The sequence below is a fragment of the Psychromonas aquimarina ATCC BAA-1526 genome, from assembly GCF_000428725.1.
Lineage (GTDB): Bacteria > Pseudomonadota > Gammaproteobacteria > Enterobacterales > Psychromonadaceae > Psychromonas > Psychromonas aquimarina.
The window spans coordinates 1-19,596 of record NZ_AUAM01000054.1 but is presented as its reverse complement, the minus strand read 5'-3'; the positions used below and the strand labels follow the sequence as shown (position 1 = coordinate 19,596).

Below are 19,596 nucleotides of genomic sequence, written 5' to 3'. Positions count from 1 at the left end.
TAGAAGCAGAAAAAGAAAAGTCAGTGGGTGAAGATTATTATGAAGAAGTAATGTTTGACCAGGAGCCGGTGAAACCTGCCGCCGCCGACAAAAAAGAACAAAAAACCTTAGGTTTCTTTGCCCGCTTCAAACAAAGCTTAAGCAAAACTCGTTTAAGTATAGGCAGTGGTTTATTCTCTCTATTTAAAGGCAAGAAAATTGACGATGATCTTTTCGAAGAATTAGAAGAGCAGTTAATTGTTGCCGATATTGGCGTTGATACCACCTTAAAAATAATTGATAACTTAACTGAGCATGCAGACAGAAAGCAGCTTAAAGATGCAGAGGCATTGTATAACCTGTTAAAAGAAGATCTTTCTGAAATACTGCAGGAAGTTGAGCAGCCTTTATGCATTGATGAAAGCAAGCTGCCTTACGTTATTTTAATGGTCGGCGTTAATGGTGTTGGTAAAACAACCACTATTGGTAAATTAGCTAAAAAATATCAGCAGCAGGGCAAGTCGGTAATGTTAGCTGCTGGTGATACTTTCCGAGCCGCCGCGGTTGAACAGCTGCAGGTCTGGGGGGAGCGTAATGATATTCCTGTTATTGCCCAGCAGACAGGTGCTGACAGTGCTTCGGTTTTATTTGATGCGATGGATGCGGCTAAAGCACGCGGCGCGGATATTCTGATTGCTGATACGGCGGGGCGTTTACAAAATAAAGATCATTTAATGGATGAGCTAAGTAAAGTGGTGCGTATTATGCGTAAAAAAGACGTTACAGCGCCGCATGAAATTATGCTGACTATTGATGCAGGTACGGGGCAAAATGCTATCAGTCAGGCGCAGTTGTTTGATCAGGCTGTCGGCCTTACAGGTATTACACTGACAAAATTAGATGGAACAGCAAAAGGCGGGATTATCTTCTCGATAGCTGATAAATTTAAATTACCTATTCGTTATATAGGGACAGGAGAGGGCATTGACGATCTACGTGAATTTAATGCCAGGGAGTTTATTGATGCACTTTTCTCAAAAGAGGAAGACTCAGAACAAGGTGAAAATTAATCATGATTTTATTTGAAGAAGTCAGCAAAATTTATGCTGGTAATTATGCTGCATTAAAACAGGTGGACTTCCATCTCAAGCAGGGGGAAATGGCATTTTTAACCGGGCACTCAGGCTCGGGTAAAAGTACGTTATTAAAATTAATCAGCCTAATGGAGCGACCGACAACGGGGCGAATTGTCTTGAACGGTAATGATATAAGTAATATTAAAGGTAATGATATTCCTTATCTGCGCCGCCATATCGGTATGATTTTTCAAGACCACCGTTTGTTAATGAACCGTTCTGTATTAGAAAATGTCGGTTTGCCATTATTAATTGAAGGTTACAGCCGTTATGAAATTAAGCGCCGCAGTCTAGCCGCGCTTGATAAAGTAGGATTATCAGGTAAAGAAGACTACGCACCGATTCACCTTTCTGGTGGTGAACAGCAGCGTGTTGGTATTGCCCGTGCCATTATCAATCAGCCTCCGCTGCTGCTTGCCGATGAACCAACTGGTAATCTTGACCCTAAGTTATCGTTAGAGATCCTGAGTTTATTTGAATCTCTGAATGAGTTCGGCATGTCAGTTTTAATTGCTACCCATGATTTAGGTTTGATTGCAAAAATGCGCTACCGCACTCTAACATTGAAAGACGGTGCGATGATCAATGATGGATTAATGAGAGAACGTAATGGCTAATCAGACAGATTATAAAAAAGTATTATCAAGCTCACCACGTATTACAAAAGTTTCATTTTTTGGTCGTGTCGGGGCGGTTATTCGTCAGCATTTTCAGCAGATTTTCAGTAGTTTTACTGAGCTGTGGAAAACGCCTTTTGCCACTTTAATGACCATTTTAGTGCTGGGTGTAGCCTTATCATTACCCAGTGTGTTTCATGTGTTATACAAAAATGCAGAGCGCGTGAGCGCGCAGTGGGACAGTGCGTCAGAGATCAGCTTGTTTTTGAAAAAAGATATTTCTGAGCCGCGTGTACAGGTCTTAATTAATAAATTAAGCATGTATGATGATATTGATTCTGTTACTTATATTTCTCGTCATCAGGCATTAGAAGAGTTTAAAGAGATGTCCGGCTTTTCAAAAGCGCTGAACTATCTTGATGAAAACCCGCTGCCGGCTGTGTTAGTGGTGACTCCGGCTAAGCAGGCGATGAATACTGCGGGCAGTAAGCTGCTGGTTGCCAAGCTGAAACGTGAGCAGGATATTGATTTAGTCAGGGTGGATGTTGACTGGATTGAAAAACTGCAGGCTATTTTGTCGCTGGTGGTCGATATTGTTATCGGTATTGCTATTTTACTACTGCTTTCCGTTTTACTGATTGTCAGTAACACCATACGCCTGAATATATTAAATCAGCGTCCGGAAATCGAAGTTATGAAGTTAGTCGGAGCAACCAACAGTTTTATTCAGCGTCCGTTTTTATATGTGGGCGCCTGGTACGGTTTGTTAGGCGGTACAATTGCCTGGTTCCTGACCTTTAGCTTAGTGCAGTGGCTGCAGTCCGGCGTAATGGATTTAATGGGGTTATATCAAGTACAGTTTCAAATTTCACTAATGAGCTTTGCTGAAAGTGCAATTATGATTGCTGTCGCTACTTTTCTCGGATTTATCGCATCGTATATTTCGGTAAAACAGTACTTAGTACGAATAGAGCCTAAATAAGTCAACATTGTCACTTTAATGTGAAGTGTAAGTAAATAAAAAAGGAGATCTTACTTGATCTCTTTTTTTTTACTTGTAATATGTGATTCATGTCACCAAATTTACTGTTTGTAATAGTTTAATCGAGGATATGTATGCATAAGGTTGTTGATCTAAAGTTGACCCCCATCTTTTCACCTATCTGCCAGACGTTGATCCACGAACAAATTCAAGACTATTTTGAAGATTCTCAAAGTGAACTATATGACAACTACAGCGAACTGCTGATTGTTCGTTTAGACGGCACCGTTATCGGCTACGGTACTTTTGATGTGGAAGACGGTGATATGATCAGTGTTAACTCCTTATATTTCAGAAATATTATTAAAGATCATGCACTTGGTGAGTACTGGCTGTCACGTCTATTAAAACGGCGCTTAAGTAAAAACAACTACCTGCAGTTTTTACTCGATAGTTAATCTTCTTTAGAGCCCTGTATACAGATACCCTGGTTTGGGCCTGCTGATTTTTGCATCTTGAAGCAGTTTGAGTATAATAGGTCTTTATTTTTTCTCCGGTCAGCATAAAGTTTAATACTGCTGCCGGAATAGTTAATATTTAAATCATCCATTAGAACTTAATAAGGTGAAACATGAGTAAAACAATAGATTCGATGAGTTTAGTTCCTCAAGGAAGTATTGGAGCCTATGTTCAGTCTGTAAATCAATTCGCTATGCTCAGTGCAGAGGAAGAGAAAGAGCTTGCAGAACGCTTATTCCATGATGGTGATTTAGATGCGGCTAAAAAATTAGTTATGTCCCATTTACGTTTTGTTGCTTATATTGCCAAAAGTTATGCGGGATACGGATTACCTCAGGCTGATTTAATTCAGGAAGGTAATGTCGGTTTAATGAAAGCAGTTAAACGTTTTGATCCGTCAGTGGGTGTGCGCCTGGTTTCTTTTGCTGTACATTGGATTAAAGCTGAAATACATGAATATGTTATCCGTAACTGGCGTGTGGTAAAGGTTGCAACAACTAAAGCGCAGCGTAAATTGTTTTTTAATCTGCGTAAAGCTAAAAAGCGTCTCGGCTGGTTCAGTAATGATGAAGTGGAAAATGTTGCTGAAGAATTAAATGTAACAACCAAAGATGTGCTGGAAATGGAGTCTCGTTTAAACGGGCAGGATCAGTCATTTGATTTGAGTGCCGGTGATGATGATGAAGGCAGCTTTGCACCTGTTCAGTATCTTGAAGATAAAAGCGCCGATGTTGCTGTCGCAGTTGAAGCAGAAAACTCGCAGCTGCACGTAAAAAATAAACTTTACTCAGCACTGTCCCTGCTTGATGAACGAAGCCAGGATATTGTCACTTGCCGCTGGTTAAGTGAGCCGAAAGCCACACTGCAGGATTTAGCCGCTCGTTATGATATTTCCGCAGAGCGTGTTCGTCAGCTGGAAGCAAATGCTATCAAAAAGCTGAAATCTAATATGGATTTTGCATAAAGAATCCCCGAAAAAGCGAGCGATATGCTCGCTTTTTGTTACTTGTCCTTAAATTTCTAAATTTTATTACACTCGGTGCCCCATGCTCAAAATTGCTACGCTTGGTCCTAAAGAAACATTTTCAGATTTGGCGGCCCAGCAATACTTAAAAGGCCAGGATATTTCCTATCAGATTCAATATCTGCCTACGCTTTCTGAAACTTTTCAGGCGATCGGCAAAGAGTGTGAAATAGGTGTTCTGCCGATAGAGAACTTATCTGAGGGTTATGTTCAGGTTGTATTAGATCACCTCTTAGATACTAGTTTAGTCGTGCTTTCGGAGCTGTTATTACCGATTCAGTTTTCTTTTGTCGGTTACTGTGAAGATCTCGAGCAGCTGAACGATCTCTATGTGCAGTTTGTGGCTCATGGACAATGCTCCGATTTTATCAATAGATTAGATAATGTCATTATCCATAATACGCAGAGCAATATTGAGTCGTTATTACTGGCAAAGCAGCAGGGAAAGGGAGCCGGTGCGATTATTCCGCAGCATGCTTTAACTATGGTTGAGGGCTGTTCTCTGGTTAAGGAAAATGTGACCAATTATAAAAATAACCAGACTAGGTTTTTAGTGATAGGCACAGAGCCTCAGCCGCGCAGTGCTGAGCTTAATTATAAAACGACTCTAGTAGTGAAAAATGAAAAAGACTGTCCGGGGGTATTGAGTAATATCGTCAATGCCTTTGCTCTGCAGAAAGTTAATCTTACTTCGATTATGTCTCGGCCGACAAAATCACAGTTCGGCAAATATCATTTTTTTATCGATGTTGACGGACATCAGGATGATGCTAATTTAAAGCAGGCATTAGAAGAGATAAAAGTGCAGTATCCGGTGACGGTTCTCGGCTCATATATTAAAGCGCAATAGTTAAATCCAAGCTGCTATTTATCGCCCCTTAATAAGTGAATGCTTGCAGAAATGTCTATTCACTATCATCTTAGATCTTTATTCCGGGAGGCTTCTCCATGAAACAAAAAGTCCGCATATTAAATATTAACCCCTGCGGCTGTGATGCCGAGGGAAAAATCACTTTAACTTTATTAGCGTCGGGAATAGAGATCATCTGTGATTATCAAGGCTCAGACCAGCATGTCTATGAATGTTTCTCTATCGGTGAAGAAACGGAAGCAGATATATCCCTATGGCTTGATAAAGTTGATATAACCGAGCAGCGCAGTTTGTCTATAAAAGCTCTGCCCGGCGACGCATACGAAGTTATCGGACGTTATAAAGGCACCTGCGAGTATGATGGAAGTCAGTATTATATTGTGGATTCATTAATCGAATTACGCACCACAAATGAATTTAACGACGACAGGAAGCCTGCTGAAACAGGAGAGTGGGTGAGTGCAGTTGGATTATTTTATATTGAACTGCTCTAAAACAGTTGCTAATTAAAAGGCAGTACAAAATCCTAGCTTTGCACTGCCTGTCTTTTTAGCGTCTAACTAAATAAACGCCGGCTTCTGTATGATGTGTATAGGGGAACTGATCAAACAACGCAAAACGTTTAACAATATGGGTTTCATTAAATACTTCCAGATTGTTTTTCAGGGTATCCGGATTACAGCTGATATATAAAATATTGTCGTAAGCCTGCACCATTTTCACTGTTTCATCATCAAGGCCGGAACGCGGCGGATCCACAAAGATGGTATTGCATTGATAATCGCTTAAAGTAATACCCTCTAAACGATTGAATTCACGCACACCATTGATAGCCTGGGTGAACTCTTCTGCGGACATACGGATAATCGTGACATTGTCGATATTATTTTTGGCGATATTAAACTGCGCCGAATGTACCGATGGTTTTGCAATTTCTGTTGCTAGTACTTTATTAAAGTTTTTAGCTAAGGCTAACGAGAAGTTACCGTTACCGCAGTACAGCTCCAGCAGATCACCCTGGCTGTTTCGTGTACAGTCGATAGCCCATTCGAGCATTTTGATGGAAACTTCCGCATTAGGCTGAGTGAAACTGTTTTCAATCTGCTGATAAATCAGTTTCTGACCGTCAACTTGAAGCTCTTCAACCACATAGTCCTGATCCAGTAATACTTTCTGCTTTTTAGCACGGCCGATAAAGTTGATATCAAACTGTTTTGACAGTTTGCCTTTGATGCGTTCCGCTTCGACTAGCCACTCATCATCCAGCTGCTTATGGTAAAGCAGGCTGACAATAACCTGACCGCTTAAGCTGGATAGAAAATCTACCTGAAACAATTTATAACGAAGTACCTTAGATGATTTCAGCAGTTCGATTAATAAAGGCATCAAGTCATTAATAAGCCTGCTGGCCGGCGGGAACTGGTCTACACGAATTTTCTGTTTTGTTTCTTTATCAAACATAATGTAATAAAGATCGTCGCCGTCATGCCATACGCGAAACTCAGAGCGCATCCGGTAATTTTGTTTAGGTGACGCAAAACATTCCAACGCAGGCAGGTTAAATGTTGCAAATTGCTCGTTAAACTGCTCTTTTTTAGCATTTAACTGATTTTCGTAATTATCGGGATCAACGAATTGCAGACTCATTGTAACCTCTTGCTTGATATTTATAATGGGGCTGAATTTTAAAGGAGCGGCCGCTGCTTGACCAGAGAAATTCATTTTATTTCTATATCGATTGTTAACGGGTTAAACTATGTCGCTATAGAATAATTTCCAGTTGGTGAACAATGACAGTAAAACAGGTGCTTATATTTGATTCCGGGGTAGGCGGGTTATCTGTTTGTGCGCAGGTAGTAAAAATAAACCCTAATATTAATTATTCTTACCTTTTTGATAATGCCTGTTTTCCCTATGGTGAGTTAGAGCATAACTTTCTTATTCAGCGCATTACCAGCCTGCTAGTGAGCTTTACCGAAAAACATCCGGTGGATCTTATTGTTATTGCCTGCAATTCGGCAAGCACAGCCGCATTACAGGCTCTGCGCAGCCGTCTTTCCATCCCTATTGTGGGTGTCGTTCCTGCCGTTAAACCGGCCGCCGCAATGACTGAAAATGGTGTGATTGGTTTATTAGCGACACCGGCAACAATTAACCGTGCTTATACTCAAGAGTTAATTACACAGTTTGCCGATTCTGCACAAGTATTAAAGATAGGCTCTACAGAGCTGGTAAAATTAGCGGAGCAGAAACTGCAGGGCTTAACTGTTGATAAACAGCAGCTGCAAGATGTACTGCAGCCCTGGTTAGACTTAAAAGAGAAACCTGATACCTTAGTTCTAGGGTGTACCCATTTTCCGTTATTAAAAAAAGAAATTGCAGCCTGTTTCGATAATAAGATTAATCTGGTGGACTCGGGAAAAGCCATTGCGCAGCGGGTTTATCAACTGATTGATGAGCAAGCAGTGCTTGAGGCTGTAAATATTCATCAGGCGTATTATACAAAAGCCTTCTCTTCGCAAAAACAACACTTAGCATTACAAAACAGCTTTAAAAATTATGGTTTTACTGCCTTAGAATTTTATTCGGAATGTTAATTGCAGTTACCTATCAGTATAACTCTGTACTTATTGATGCGGGGTTAAATCAAACCTGCCTTTACTGATTTTTCCACTTTTTCTAATTGAATACTTAATCATTCTGTTATTTCAGCTTGAAAGAAGGGAGTAATGGAGTACGGGCATTTAGGTTAGGGGATTTATGTTTATGAAAAATAAAAAAACAGGAGCCGAGACTCCTGTTTATTAGTTACTAAATAACCCATAAGGGTTAATCAGCAGTAGTGTTTACCACCAAGCTTCAGCTTGAACACCAAAGTTGGCTTCAGTATCGCCGCCGTTGAAAGCTGTAGTGTTTTCATCATTTTTCAAGTAGCTTGCATATACACGGATTTCTGGACGTGCCCAGAAGTTAGAGCCTGCAGTCCACGCTTGTGCAATTGTGTATTTCTGACCGCCTGCTTTAGAACCTGTTGCATATTCACCATCAAAGTAACCGGCTTCCAGGATTGTTTTCTGATGCTCAGTCCACTGGTATGAAGGACGAACAACAATCGAGAAGTTAGTGATATCATTTGTTTGACCAGCTTCAACTTCATCTGCTGATGAGTAACGGATCATGTGGCTCATATCAATTTTGTCAGTGAAGTTAACAACACCGTGGTTAATTACACGGTATCCTTTTGCACCGTCTTGTGCTTCTGCGCCGTACCAGTTACCTGCACCGCCGTAAGCAAGGGCTTTACCGTAACCTTCTGTACCGTACTGGAATACAGTTTTGTTGAAGCCACCCATTACACTTTGAGTAAATTCAGATGTTAATAAAACACCATTTTTAGGATCTGTACCTGTATATGTATCTGAGCCGTTCGTTATTGCATAATCAATACCCACTTCTAGAGACATACCGTCCCAAAGCTGGATACCGGCATAACGCGCATCAAGAATATTTACATTTAAAGCACCATTAGCATTACCCGTATCTGCAACGTCACTGCGATCTGAACGTACCCATGCTACAGAAAGCTGACCAGGACCTGCTTTGATATGGTCAATACCAGCACCGGCACCAGAAACATCCCAGTAATAGAAATCGGTAATATGTACATCATGACGCTGGTTATAACGCTTACCAGCCCAAAGAGTTGCTTCCGGCGCAAAACCTAACACACCTTTAGCTTCAACATTAAACTGACGTAATGCAAACTCAGAATCATCCTCTTTGGTGCCTTCCCAGTCATTAGAGCCGTCTGATGCTATAGCAATCATTGAGTTTACTTTAAATGAAACGCCGTCATCATTAAATACTTCTTTACCAAGTGCAATTTCACCATATACATCGCTTTCATTACCAAGACGACCTAGATCATTTTTGTTGAATTGTACTTGCTGACCGCCGCCGTCGCTGACACCAACGCCAGCACGCATGTAACCGTGGAACTCTACAGGTGCTAATTCAGCCATTACATTTGAAGACAATAGTGCTGCAGAGATGGCAGCTGCTAGAGGTAATATTTTCATAGTTTATTTCCTAGTAAGTTATAAAGCTTAAATCATTTAAGCGGTTGGTTTTACCTATCTGCGTAGGTTTTGTTACTTATTGCTGAAACCAACTTTGTAAGTTAGTTTCAGCAATGAATTCTTTATTTAACGCCGATCTCTTTATAAGTACGTTTACAGCTGCTGCCGTCTTTCTTAAACAGGTGACAGCGGTACTCAGGGAAAGTGAAATGGAACTCCTGATCCAGTGCGACATTTGCCACATCGAAATAGCGGATAATCAGATCACTTTCAATATCTTTAGCTTCTACGTAAATTTGTGTTTCGTGACCCAGCTGCTCCAGTACTTGAATTTCACCGGTCAGGTAACCGTTAGTTTTATCTGCACCTGCTCCGTCACCACATTGAGTTGATGGTGATGTATCAATATGCTCTGGACGGATACCTACAGTGACAGCATCTCCGATCTGCAGCGTATCGTGCTCTACCTGTACGGTCAAACTTGAATTATTAGGCAGTTGAACTTTCACGCCTTCGCTGGTTAGCTCCAGAACTTTTGCATTAATAAAGTTCATTTTAGGAGAACCGATAAACCCGGCTACAAAACGATTCAGCGGGTAATGATATAACTCAAGCGGTGTACCTACCTGAGCAACGCGTCCGCCTTCTAATACTACAATTCGGTCTGCCATTGTCATCGCCTCTACCTGGTCATGGGTCACATAAACCATTGTAGAATTAAGACGTTTGTGCAGTTTTGTGATTTCAATACGCATCTGTACACGTAATGATGCATCTAAGTTAGAAAGAGGCTCATCGAAAAGCAGTACTTTAGGACGGTTAACTAGAGTACGGCCGATTGCCACACGCTGCTGCTGACCACCAGATAACTCTTTTGGTTTTTTCTCCAGCTGGCTGCCAAGTTGTAAAATTGAAGATGCGTAATCAAGGCGTTCCTGAATTTCCTCTGGATCTGTTTTTGCCAGACGTAAACCGAAGGTCATGTTGTCTTTTAAGTTCAGGTGCGGGTAAAGTGCATAAGACTGAAACACCATGCTGATAGAACGTTGTGACGGCGGAGTATCATTAACTCGCTCTCCATCAATATACAGGTCACCCGCTGTAATATCTTCTAGTCCTGCAATCATACGTAACAATGTTGTTTTACCACAACCTGACGGACCGACAAAAGCGATAAACTCTCCATCAATGATTTCAAGGTCGATATCCTTTTGTACAACAACATCACCGAATGCTTTGGTGATTTTTTTCAATACAACGCTAGCCATGAACTTTACCTTCTCTTATCTTAAGTGTTTTATAATTGTTCAGATTTCCCTGCGTGATAACTTCTCTATATGAACACGGACACAATCTGATAAGTCTTAAATTTGATGGGAAGATTCTGCGCCAAGCTATGCGCTGAAACATCCTCCCATCCGGGGGGCGTAGAGGCTTATTTGGGGGCGGAGTAGTCCTTATTGTGAGGTAGATCCCGCCAATTATGCTTCATTTTCTGTTTTAGACTTTATTGCTGTGTTTTTTTTAATATAAACGCATAAAAATTAAAGCTAATAAGCAGTTGTAAACAGCTCTTCACCCCCCGTAAACGCTAAATGCATGACCTGAGTCACACTCTCTTTTTTTTGTATCTATCCTGTTTAAGACAGCTCTGCTGTTTTCCTGATTTTCTGCTCTTATAATTACCTTTTGTCCTCTCTGGGAACAATATTGGAGACAGGCTGCTGGTTTAGGTGCCGCCGACTGCAAAGTGTACCTGCTGATATTGAAATAGAGGAGCAGACAGCTTTGTTACTTCTTGTTAATTTAGCGCAGGGACCGTCGGTCTGCTTGTTTATACCGGGAGATTGTTGTGGACCGCCTGTCTGCAGTTAGCCTGCAGACAATAACCAGTTAACATATACCATTCGGCATAAATCTATGATCAGCCTTACTGCTTAAAATTACCGATGACTTCGTTTTTCAATCCCAATAGCCAGCTATTGCTCAATCAAGCGCTTTGCTCTCATTAATTTCCTTCGTAATTTTGGACCATTTAATTATGCGGGTTGGTATTGCTGGAAACAGCATGAGAGCTGAATCTATGTAGTTTACAGTGCTGCTGGTGAGAAAAAGGGAAGGTGCGGCCGTAGATAAAAAAAAGCTTACAACACGGCTGCTGTAAGCTGTCATACCCGTTATCATTCAAGATGCAAAAATCAGCAAGTCGTGAGGTAAACAGGTTCTAGCGTGAAGGTGAAGATCTAACGGGTTAAATCGAGACTTCACAACAACGAAGGTGTTTGCCTCACGGTTTGCCCGTGGGTCGCTAGCTCGAAAACCAATACTGCGTTGCAACACTCGATAAGGGCCAGCCATTGTCATCATGTTGCGCCTTGTCTTGGTGTCCGAGCTGGCGACTGATAAATGCATTTTGATTGGTAACGGGTATAGCTATTATCAGTTGATCAGTGTTACCAGCTGCTCGCTGAGCTGCACTGCTTCATTGCGGTCTTCAAGGCCGAGTTTCTGATAAACATTACGAATGTGTGATTTCACCGTAGTTGGTGCAACCCCCATGCAGTTGGCTATCTGGTGGTTACGGTATCCGGCATGAATATAACCTAAAACCTGCCACTCTCTTGGTGTCAGCGGGATATTCTTAACTAACCTTGGTGCGCGGGCATGAGCTTTAATTTTAATAATCGAAGCTGAATCAAATGGATTTTTAGGCGCATCATCGAGATTAATACCCGATAAAGACAGCAGTTTAACCAGCTTTTCTTTTACCGAGTGAATTAATGTCGGGTCTTTAGCAAGATCCTGATAAACCGGCTTTAAGTTGTCCGATTCACGGATAAAACAGGTGTTTAAACCAGTAAACAGTGATGATTCAACTGCCTGTGATAAATGAATTTTGGCATTACCAAAAAGTTTAAGCTTGCTTTCTATACTGGTTAACAGAATCAGGTTGCGGTTTATCTCCATCTGCAGACTGCACTGCTGGGCATCTTGAATATTCTGCTCAACAATCAGCATTGCCTGCTCTAAATCGCCTAATTTAATCAGTGCACGTACCCGGTTACGGTTATGGCACTGTTCAAAGTGATTAAAGGCATGTTCAGGCTGCGGTGCGGTAGTTAACCAGCGTTCGATGGCCGCGGTATCTTCCGTTGCCCGCCAGTATTTCAGGCGTGCGTAGTTTGCCGCTGCTATCCAGTCGCTGTGGTAGTTTTTGTTGCGCAGCAGGCGTTCAATATCTTCAATCAGCTCCTGGCCGCGTACTAAATCCCCCTGTTCCAGCACAATTTTTGCCTGCAGTGTGTAAGTATACAAAAGCCACTGCTCACCATAAGGGGAGACAACATCTAAAGCCTGTTTACAGAAGTCCTCTGCAACACTGAACTGACCAGCCTGATAAGCGCGCTGAGCTTTGAAATGCAGAGGAAATGCATGCAGGGGCATGGCGCTTAAATGGTGCTCTTTAATCAGACTAAGCGCCTCTTCAAGGTGCTGATCTGCCTGCTGATGAAAGCTTTGCGCCTGGAGGATTTCAGTCTGCTGGTAAACAGCCCATATTTCACTTTGATACATCTGCTGTTCATTGGCCAGCAGTTTTACTTCCTGGAAATACTGATAAGCCAGTTCTAAGTTGCCAAGGCCGTGATAAGCCTCGCCGATAACGGCTTGTGCGACAATATTAGCGCGAGTATTGCTGCTGGGTAATAACAGCAGGGTTTGTTCTGCCTGTGCCAGTGCATCATGGATACGGCCCTGGTTAATCGCTATCTGTGCATGAATAACCAGAAATTCACCTTTAAGCTGATCCGATAATACAATATTGTTTTTGGCAAACAGTTTTTCTGCCTGATTGATCAGCGGCGCAACTTTATAGCTCTGATGACGGCTCTGCAGCATCCATACTTTTAATATTACCAGCTCCGGGTGCAGCCAGAATGACTGCTTAATAAGATCAAAACATGCCTGCAGGCTGTTCAGCTGTCCGTCATGAAACAATTTCCAGCCCGCCTGATTCAACAGGGCGATAACCAGGTCCTGATCCTGACACTTAAGCACATGCGGTAATGCTTCTGCGATCTCCTGATGGTTCAGCCATAACTCAGCGATAACTTTGTCATCGCGTTTAACTGAACCGCATTGTTTAGCTTTATGTACTAAGAATGCTTTGAAGAAGGAGGTAAAAGTAAACCAGTCCTGCTGTTTATCAACGGGAACAATAAATGCAGCGTGTTCTTTGAGCTGTTCCAGTAACAGGTGTCCGTTTTCGGTAGAGCATAAGCTGTTGATGATATTGCTGTCGACTTTATTGAGGGGCGCAATATGTAATAACAGATTCTGCAGTTCAGGGCTTAATACTGAAAAAACTTCTTCATCAAGGTAATCCCACAGATACACATGATTGCTTTTACCTATCTGTTCTGCACATTCATTAAAGCTGGCACTGTCTCTGCTTAAGATAGAAACAAGCTGCAGGGCGGTCGGCCAGCCTTCTACATTATCTCTCAGGGTCAGCTGCTTTTTCTCTTCCGTTGCGAAATCGGTACTGGCGGCAAAAAAATCTAATGTTTCCTGCTCGGTAAATGCTAAATCAGCCTCTACTAACTCAAACAGCTGCTGCTTAATGCGCAGGCCCGAGACCGATAATGCCGGCATAGTTCTGCTGGAGATAACAACCTGCCAGTGATTGGGCATATGCTTAATAAAAAAAGCCAGTGCCTGGTGGATGTCCGGATTCTTGATATGGTGATAGTCATCAAGGATTATGCGCAGCGGCTCTTTCAGGCCGGACAGTTCATTGAATAATATACTTAATACGCTGACAAAATCAGCATCGTCACTTTGTTTGGCCATCTCTAAAGATGCCGGGCATGATACTGCCGGAAGTTGTTCGATTGAATGAATAAAATAGTTGCAGAAGTGGCTGGGATTATCATCAAAACTGTCAATCGAGAACCAGGCTACGTTTTCATGTGCGGCTGCCCAGTCGGCAATCGCAGTACTTTTTCCATAACCCGCCGGCGCACAAATCAAACCCAGTTTATAACCTTCGAAATCTTCTAAAAGACGGGTTCGTTCAATCCCGTTTTTTAGTTTTGACGGTTTTTTTAACTTGGACTTGATAATCATATTAAACCTCTAAGTAGCGTTCGGATTGTTCAATCTTAGTACGTAAATGATACGCTTTTTAGGCGTAACAAGCGCTTTGAATATTGTAACAAAGTGCAACACAAAAACGACTGTAGAGCCCGCAATCCGTGAATTTACGAGCGCTAGATCTCATTTTTGACACAACTTATAGGGGGGCGTAGATTCGGGGAGGGTGACGCTGTTGACCCCGAGCATTAAAGTTTTGCCTGTTTTAAGACAAACGAACAGTTCTAAAAGCAAGAACATTATAACTTTTTACACCACAACTAGATAACTACTTATTAAGGAATTACGATGAAAAAAGCATTAAGTACATTAGCCGTTTCGGTACTTGTAGCACTAGGCAGCGTAAACATTGCTCATGCGAAAATGGATGAAGGACAAATCACTATCTGGATTAACGGTGATAAAGGTTATGACGGTCTTGCTGAAGTTGGTCAAAAGTTTGAAGCTGATACCGGCGTGAAAGTGATTGTTGCTCATCCTGATAAATTAGAAGAAAAATATGCTCAAGTTGCATCTACAGGCGCAGGTCCTGATATCATTTTCTGGGCACATGACCGTTTCGGCGGCTGGGCTAAAGCAGGTTTATTAGCTGAAGTTAAACCTAGCAAAGAATTCAAAGCAAAAATAGCTGACTTCACTTGGGATGCTGTTTCTTATAAGGGTAAATATATCGGTTACCCGGTTGCTGTTGAGGCACTATCACTTATCTACAATAAAGATTTAGTGCCTAACCCACCGAAATCTTGGGAAGAGATGAGCGCACTTAATGCAAAACTTAAGAAAGACGGCAAATCAGCAATCATGTGGAACATGAGCGAACCGTTCTTCACATGGCCTCTAATCGCTGCTGACGGCGGTTATGCATTTAAATTCAGCAACGGTGCTTACGATGTAAAAGACACTGGTGTAAATAATGCAGGTTCAAAAAGTGCGCTGCAGTTTATCGTTGACATGATTGAGCGTAAAGAGATCAGTGCTGACGTTGATTACTCAATCTCAGAATCTGCATTTAATACCGGTAAAACAGCAATGACTATTAACGGTCCTTGGTCTTGGGGCAACATCGATAAAAGCGGTATCAACTACGGTGTGACAGTTTTACCTACATTTAAAGGTAAATCAGCTAAACCATTCGTTGGTGTATTAACTGCCGGTGTTAACAGTGCAAGTCCAAACAAAGAGTTAGCAAAAGAGTTCCTTGAGAACTACCTGATGACAGACTCTGGTTTAGATCTGGTAAACAAAGATAAGCCTCTTGGTGCTGTTGCGTTAAACTCTTTCCAGGCTAAATTAGAATCTGATCCGCGTATTGCCGCAACAATGCAGAATGCACAGACTGGTGAGTTAATGCCTAACATTCCTGAAATGTCTAAGTTCTGGTACGCAGAAAAAGCGGCTATCGGTAATGCGATACAGAAACGTCAAACTGTTGCTGAAGCACTGGATGATGCAGCTGCACGTATTGTTAAATAATTAAAATCAAGTAAAAAGAGGCTCTTGGGGAGGTTACCCTAAGAGCCTTTATTGATTGTGTTCTTTTGGGGAAAGGTATGGAACTATCTATTGAATCAGGAAATGCACAAAGTCCGAGTGCAAATTGGATTAAGTGGGGTTTATTAACACTTATTTCACTATCGGCAGGTTACGCTATCATGTTGATGTACGCACAGGATGAACCTGTGTTTGCTATGCTGACCTTGGTTCTTGTCGCTTCGGGTGTTGTTGTTTTTGCGCGTACAGATACCTATTCTCACCGTTATATTTACCCTGGCGTAGCCGCCATATTTTTGTTCATTATTTTCCCGCTTATGTACACTGTTGGTATCGCATTTACCAATTACAGCGGTTCTAATCAGTTAACATTTGAGCGTGTTCAGTCGCAGTTTCTAGCGCAAAACTATGAAAAACCAGATTCTGCATATAAGTTTGATGTTTACCAGTTAGACAATGACAAAATCCAGCTTCACTTTACTAAAGATGGTAAAGAGTTTGTTACTCCGGCGATAACCTTAGAACAAAACAATAATAATATTGCTCTAACACCATCAACAGCAGAGCCACAGGGAGAAAAAGTTAAAATACGCTTCCTGGTTAAAAATCGTGCTGCCTTAAGCAAGCTTGCAATTCAAACCGCATCTGGTGAACAGTTAATGATGGGAGGTTTGCGCTCATTTTCGGAATCATCTCCTCTATATGCTCTTCAGGCTGATCAGCTCTCTTTAGTCAGCCAGGTTGACGGTACAGTCTTAAAGCCGAATTTTGAGATTGGTAACTATCAGGCTGTAGATGCAGACGGCGAGTTTGTCGGCAGTGCATTAGCTCCGGGGTTTGTAGTTAATACCGGCTGGGACAATTTTACGCGGATCTTTTTAGATAAAGGTATTCAGGGACCCTTCGTACAGATCTTTATCTGGACGGTTGTTTTTTCCGGCGGCTCTGTATTATTTACTTTAGCTGTAGGTTTAGTGCTGGCATCTGTGGTGCAGTGGGAAGAGCTGAAAGGTAAAGCTGTATACCGTATGCTCCTTATTTTACCTTATGCGGTACCTGCCTTTATTTCAATATTGATATTCAAAGGTTTATTCAATCAGAGCTTTGGTGAGATTAACGGATTCTTAGATGCGTTGTTTGGTGTGAAGCTGAAGTGGTTTAGTGAGCCTTATCTGGCTAAATCAATGCTGTTAATCATTAATACCTGGCTGGGTTATCCATATGTAATGATTCTATGTATGGGTCTATTAAAATCAATTCCAAGTGATTTATATGAAGCATCAGCAATTGACGGCGCAGGCCCGCTGGATAACTTCTTTAAAATTACTCTGCCTTTAATTATCAAGCCGTTAACTCCGCTGTTAATTGCCAGCTTTGCATTTAACTTTAATAACTTCGTACTGATTGCGTTATTAACTAACGGTTCGCCGGATATTATCGGCTCATCAACACCGGCTGGACATACCGATTTACTGGTTAGTTATACCTACCGTATCGCCTTCGAAGGCGGCGGCGGTCAAGACTTCGGTCTGGCAAGTGCGATTGCAACATTAATATTCTTGATGGTTGGTGTGCTTGCAATTATTAACCTACGAATTTCCAAGAAACAGCAAGGCTAAGGAGTCAGTCTCATGCCAATTGTTAAAGCTAAAAATGAAAGAAAACGAGTCTGGTTTGCCCATGCATTTTTAATGGTCTTCTGTGCAATTATTTTGTTTCCATTATTAATGGTTGTGGCAATTTCATTCCGTGAAGGTAATTTTGCAGCGGGATCGCTGATTCCGGACAACCCGACCTTAGAGCACTGGAAGCTGGCCTTAGGTTTCACCGTGACTAATGCTGACGGTTCAACTACGCTGCCTCCGTTCCCTGTTCTATTATGGTTATGGAATTCAGTAAAAGTAGCAGCAACAACATCTGTTCTTGTATTAGCATTATCAACGACTTGTGCTTATGCATTTGCGCGTATGAAGTTTGCTGGTAAAAAAGCACTGCTGGAAGGTATGCTGATATTCCAGATGTTCCCGGCTGTACTGGCGTTAGTTGCTTTATATGCATTATTCGACAAAGTTGGTCAGTACATTCCGTTCCTGGGGTTAAATACTCACGGTGGTCTGATCTTTGCCTACTTAGGCGGTATTGCACTGCACGTATGGACCATCAAAGGTTATTTCGAAACCATTGATGTATCACTGGAAGAGGCTGCTGCATTAGACGGCGCTACACCTTGGCAGACATTTAGACTGGTTTTATTACCGCTTTCAGTGCCGATTCTGGCCGTGGTATTTATCCTGTCATTTGTTGCCGCGGTAACCGAAGTACCGGTAGCTTCTCTATTACTGGTAGACGTTGATAAATATACCTTAGCAGTAGGTATGCAGCAGTACCTTTACCCGCAGAACTACCTGTGGGGCGATTTTGCGGCTGCTGCTGTATTATCTGCAATACCAATTACTATCGTATTCCTGTTAGCACAGAAATGGCTGGTAGGCGGCCTGACTGCCGGTGGTAATAAAGGTTAATTAACATTTAATATTCCTTGCCTAAAAACCCTCAGTTCAGTTTATGAATTGAGGGTTTTTCATTTTCAGCAGATCCTTTTTTCTCTCCCTTGCGAATTAACCATTATTTAAACTTTCCTGCTCTGTGCAGAAACTTCCGCAGCAGGATAAGTTTAATCAGGCTGCTATTATAAAGAGTGAAGTTTAAGTATTGTTGTTTATATTTTGGGATGACAGTTAAAGACAGGAAGTGATTTGTGATTATCAGTGCCAGCCGTAGAACAGATATTCCAGCACTTTATCACCGCTGGTTTATGAATAGAATTCGTGCGGGGTTTCTGCTCAGTAGAAATCCCTATAACGCTAAGCAGATAAAAAGAGTGTCGCTGCTGCCTGAAGATGTCGATGCAGTTATATTCTGGACTAGAAATGCCGGGCCTATTATTAAACACCTTCCTGAGTTAGATACCTTAAACTACAACTATTATTTTCAATATACGCTCACCGGTTATCCAAAGATACTGGAGAGGCATCTGCCGGATCCCTGCACAGCAGTGAAGACGTTTATTAAACTGAGTGATCTTATTGGTAAAGAGCGGGTGATATGGCGGTATGATCCTATCCTGCTGTCCAGTGTTACTCCGTTTAAAGAGCACAAAAGACTGTTTAGCAAAATTGCACAAATGCTGGCGGGGAAAACGACTAAAGTGGTTATCAGCTTTGCTGATATCTATCAGAAAACAGGGCGAAACTTAAATGCTGTAAACGGGCTGGAACATTATGATATTCTGGCTGAAAAAGATGAACTGGATGATTTGTGCCTGTTTATGGGCAAAGTTGCCGCTCAGTACGGTATGCAGATATCAACCTGTGCCGAGGAGATTAATTTAGAAAAGTATGGTATTTATAAAGGAAAATGTATTGACGAGCGCCTGCTTAATAAACTCTTTGATCTGCAGTTCTCTGCGACTAAAGATACAAATCAGCGTCTACATTGCGGCTGTATAAAAAGTATCGACATAGGGCAGTACAATACCTGCAGTCATGGTTGTGTATATTGTTATGCAGTAGACAGTGCTGAGCGGGTGAAAAACAACCAGTTAAAACATGATCCGAACAGTCCGTTTCTGCTTGGCGGAATTGCTGATGCTGACAAGAACCTGCTGCTGAAGCCTATAATTCAGTAGTCTCTGCTCTAGGGCCTGTTTATCTTTGCTCTTTGTTCCTGCTGGAGGCTATTTTT

The 19,596-nt window shown here is 41.8% G+C and carries 16 protein-coding genes; 12 read left to right on the top strand and 4 right to left on the bottom strand.

The features are described 5' to 3' along the window. From ftsY to G337_RS0116720, 7 genes are all read left to right on the top strand, one after another. On the top strand, window positions 1–1,049 hold a 1,049-nt coding region (gene ftsY / locus G337_RS0116755), incomplete at its 5' end, for a signal recognition particle-docking protein FtsY (RefSeq protein WP_028864928.1). 2 nt (window positions 1,050–1,051) lie between these two features. Beyond that, the gene (gene ftsE, locus G337_RS0116750) at window positions 1,052–1,732 is read left to right on the top strand and encodes a cell division ATP-binding protein FtsE (protein WP_028864927.1); all 681 of its coding nucleotides are present in this window, start codon (window positions 1,052–1,054) and stop codon (window positions 1,730–1,732) included. Then, on the top strand, window positions 1,725–2,714 hold the full coding sequence (gene ftsX / locus G337_RS0116745; RefSeq protein ID WP_028864926.1) for a permease-like cell division protein FtsX: 990 nt from the start codon (window positions 1,725–1,727) through the stop codon (window positions 2,712–2,714). The genes ftsE and ftsX overlap by 8 nt, the downstream gene beginning before the upstream one ends. A gap of 134 nt (window positions 2,715–2,848) precedes the next feature. Beyond that, window positions 2,849–3,172, top strand: coding sequence for a hypothetical protein (locus tag G337_RS0116740; RefSeq protein WP_028864925.1), 324 nt, complete (start codon window positions 2,849–2,851; stop codon window positions 3,170–3,172). Window positions 3,173–3,345: 173 nt separating this feature from the next. After that, a complete protein-coding gene (gene rpoH, locus G337_RS0116730; protein WP_028864924.1) occupies window positions 3,346–4,197 on the top strand; it encodes an RNA polymerase sigma factor RpoH in 852 nt (283 codons plus the stop codon). A gap of 82 nt (window positions 4,198–4,279) precedes the next feature. Continuing rightward, window positions 4,280–5,107: a prephenate dehydratase gene (locus G337_RS0116725; protein ID WP_028864923.1), complete on the top strand. Its 828-nt coding sequence runs from the start codon at window positions 4,280–4,282 to the stop codon at window positions 5,105–5,107. Between the two features lie 98 nt (window positions 5,108–5,205). Further along, entirely contained in the window at window positions 5,206–5,622 is a 417-nt protein-coding gene (locus tag G337_RS0116720; RefSeq protein WP_028864922.1) for a hypothetical protein, read from the top strand. A 55-nt stretch (window positions 5,623–5,677) separates the two neighbouring features. Here G337_RS0116720 and trmA read toward each other — a convergent pair whose 3' ends face one another. Then, complete coding sequence (gene trmA, locus G337_RS0116715) at window positions 5,678–6,775, bottom strand: tRNA (uridine(54)-C5)-methyltransferase TrmA (RefSeq protein WP_028864921.1); 1,098 nt, start codon at window positions 6,773–6,775, stop codon at window positions 5,678–5,680. Window positions 6,776–6,918: 143 nt separating this feature from the next. Between trmA and murI the strand changes: the two genes are divergently transcribed. After that, window positions 6,919–7,725 (top strand): glutamate racemase, encoded by an 807-nt coding sequence (murI, locus tag G337_RS0116710; protein WP_028864920.1) that lies wholly within the window; start codon window positions 6,919–6,921, stop codon window positions 7,723–7,725. A 249-nt stretch (window positions 7,726–7,974) separates the two neighbouring features. Here the strand turns inward: murI and G337_RS0116705 are convergent, their stop codons facing one another. The 3 genes from G337_RS0116705 to malT form a co-directional block, all read right to left on the bottom strand. Beyond that, a complete protein-coding gene (locus G337_RS0116705) occupies window positions 7,975–9,207 on the bottom strand; it encodes a maltoporin (RefSeq protein ID WP_028864919.1) in 1,233 nt (410 codons plus the stop codon). A gap of 122 nt (window positions 9,208–9,329) precedes the next feature. Continuing rightward, window positions 9,330–10,475 (bottom strand): maltose/maltodextrin ABC transporter ATP-binding protein MalK, encoded by a 1,146-nt coding sequence (gene malK, locus G337_RS0116700; RefSeq protein ID WP_028864918.1) that lies wholly within the window; start codon window positions 10,473–10,475, stop codon window positions 9,330–9,332. A gap of 1,171 nt (window positions 10,476–11,646) precedes the next feature. Then, a complete protein-coding gene (malT, locus tag G337_RS0116690) occupies window positions 11,647–14,334 on the bottom strand; it encodes an HTH-type transcriptional regulator MalT (RefSeq protein ID WP_028864916.1) in 2,688 nt (895 codons plus the stop codon). A 315-nt stretch (window positions 14,335–14,649) separates the two neighbouring features. On the opposite strand from malT, the gene malE reads away from it, so the two are divergent. From malE to G337_RS0116670, 4 genes are all read left to right on the top strand, one after another. Beyond that, window positions 14,650–15,834, top strand: a complete 1,185-nt coding sequence (gene malE / locus G337_RS0116685; protein ID WP_028864915.1) for a maltose/maltodextrin ABC transporter substrate-binding protein MalE — start codon at window positions 14,650–14,652, stop codon at window positions 15,832–15,834. A gap of 77 nt (window positions 15,835–15,911) precedes the next feature. After that, window positions 15,912–17,471, top strand: coding sequence for a maltose ABC transporter permease MalF (gene malF / locus G337_RS0116680; protein ID WP_037027765.1), 1,560 nt, complete (start codon window positions 15,912–15,914; stop codon window positions 17,469–17,471). Between the two features lie 12 nt (window positions 17,472–17,483). Then, complete coding sequence (malG, locus tag G337_RS0116675) at window positions 17,484–18,374, top strand: maltose ABC transporter permease MalG (protein WP_028864913.1); 891 nt, start codon at window positions 17,484–17,486, stop codon at window positions 18,372–18,374. Between the two features lie 236 nt (window positions 18,375–18,610). Further along, window positions 18,611–19,540 carry a DUF1848 domain-containing protein gene (locus G337_RS0116670; protein WP_028864912.1) on the top strand — a complete coding sequence of 310 codons (930 nt, stop codon included), beginning with the start codon at window positions 18,611–18,613 and terminating at the stop codon, window positions 19,538–19,540. The last annotated feature ends 56 nt before the right edge of the window (window positions 19,541–19,596 follow it).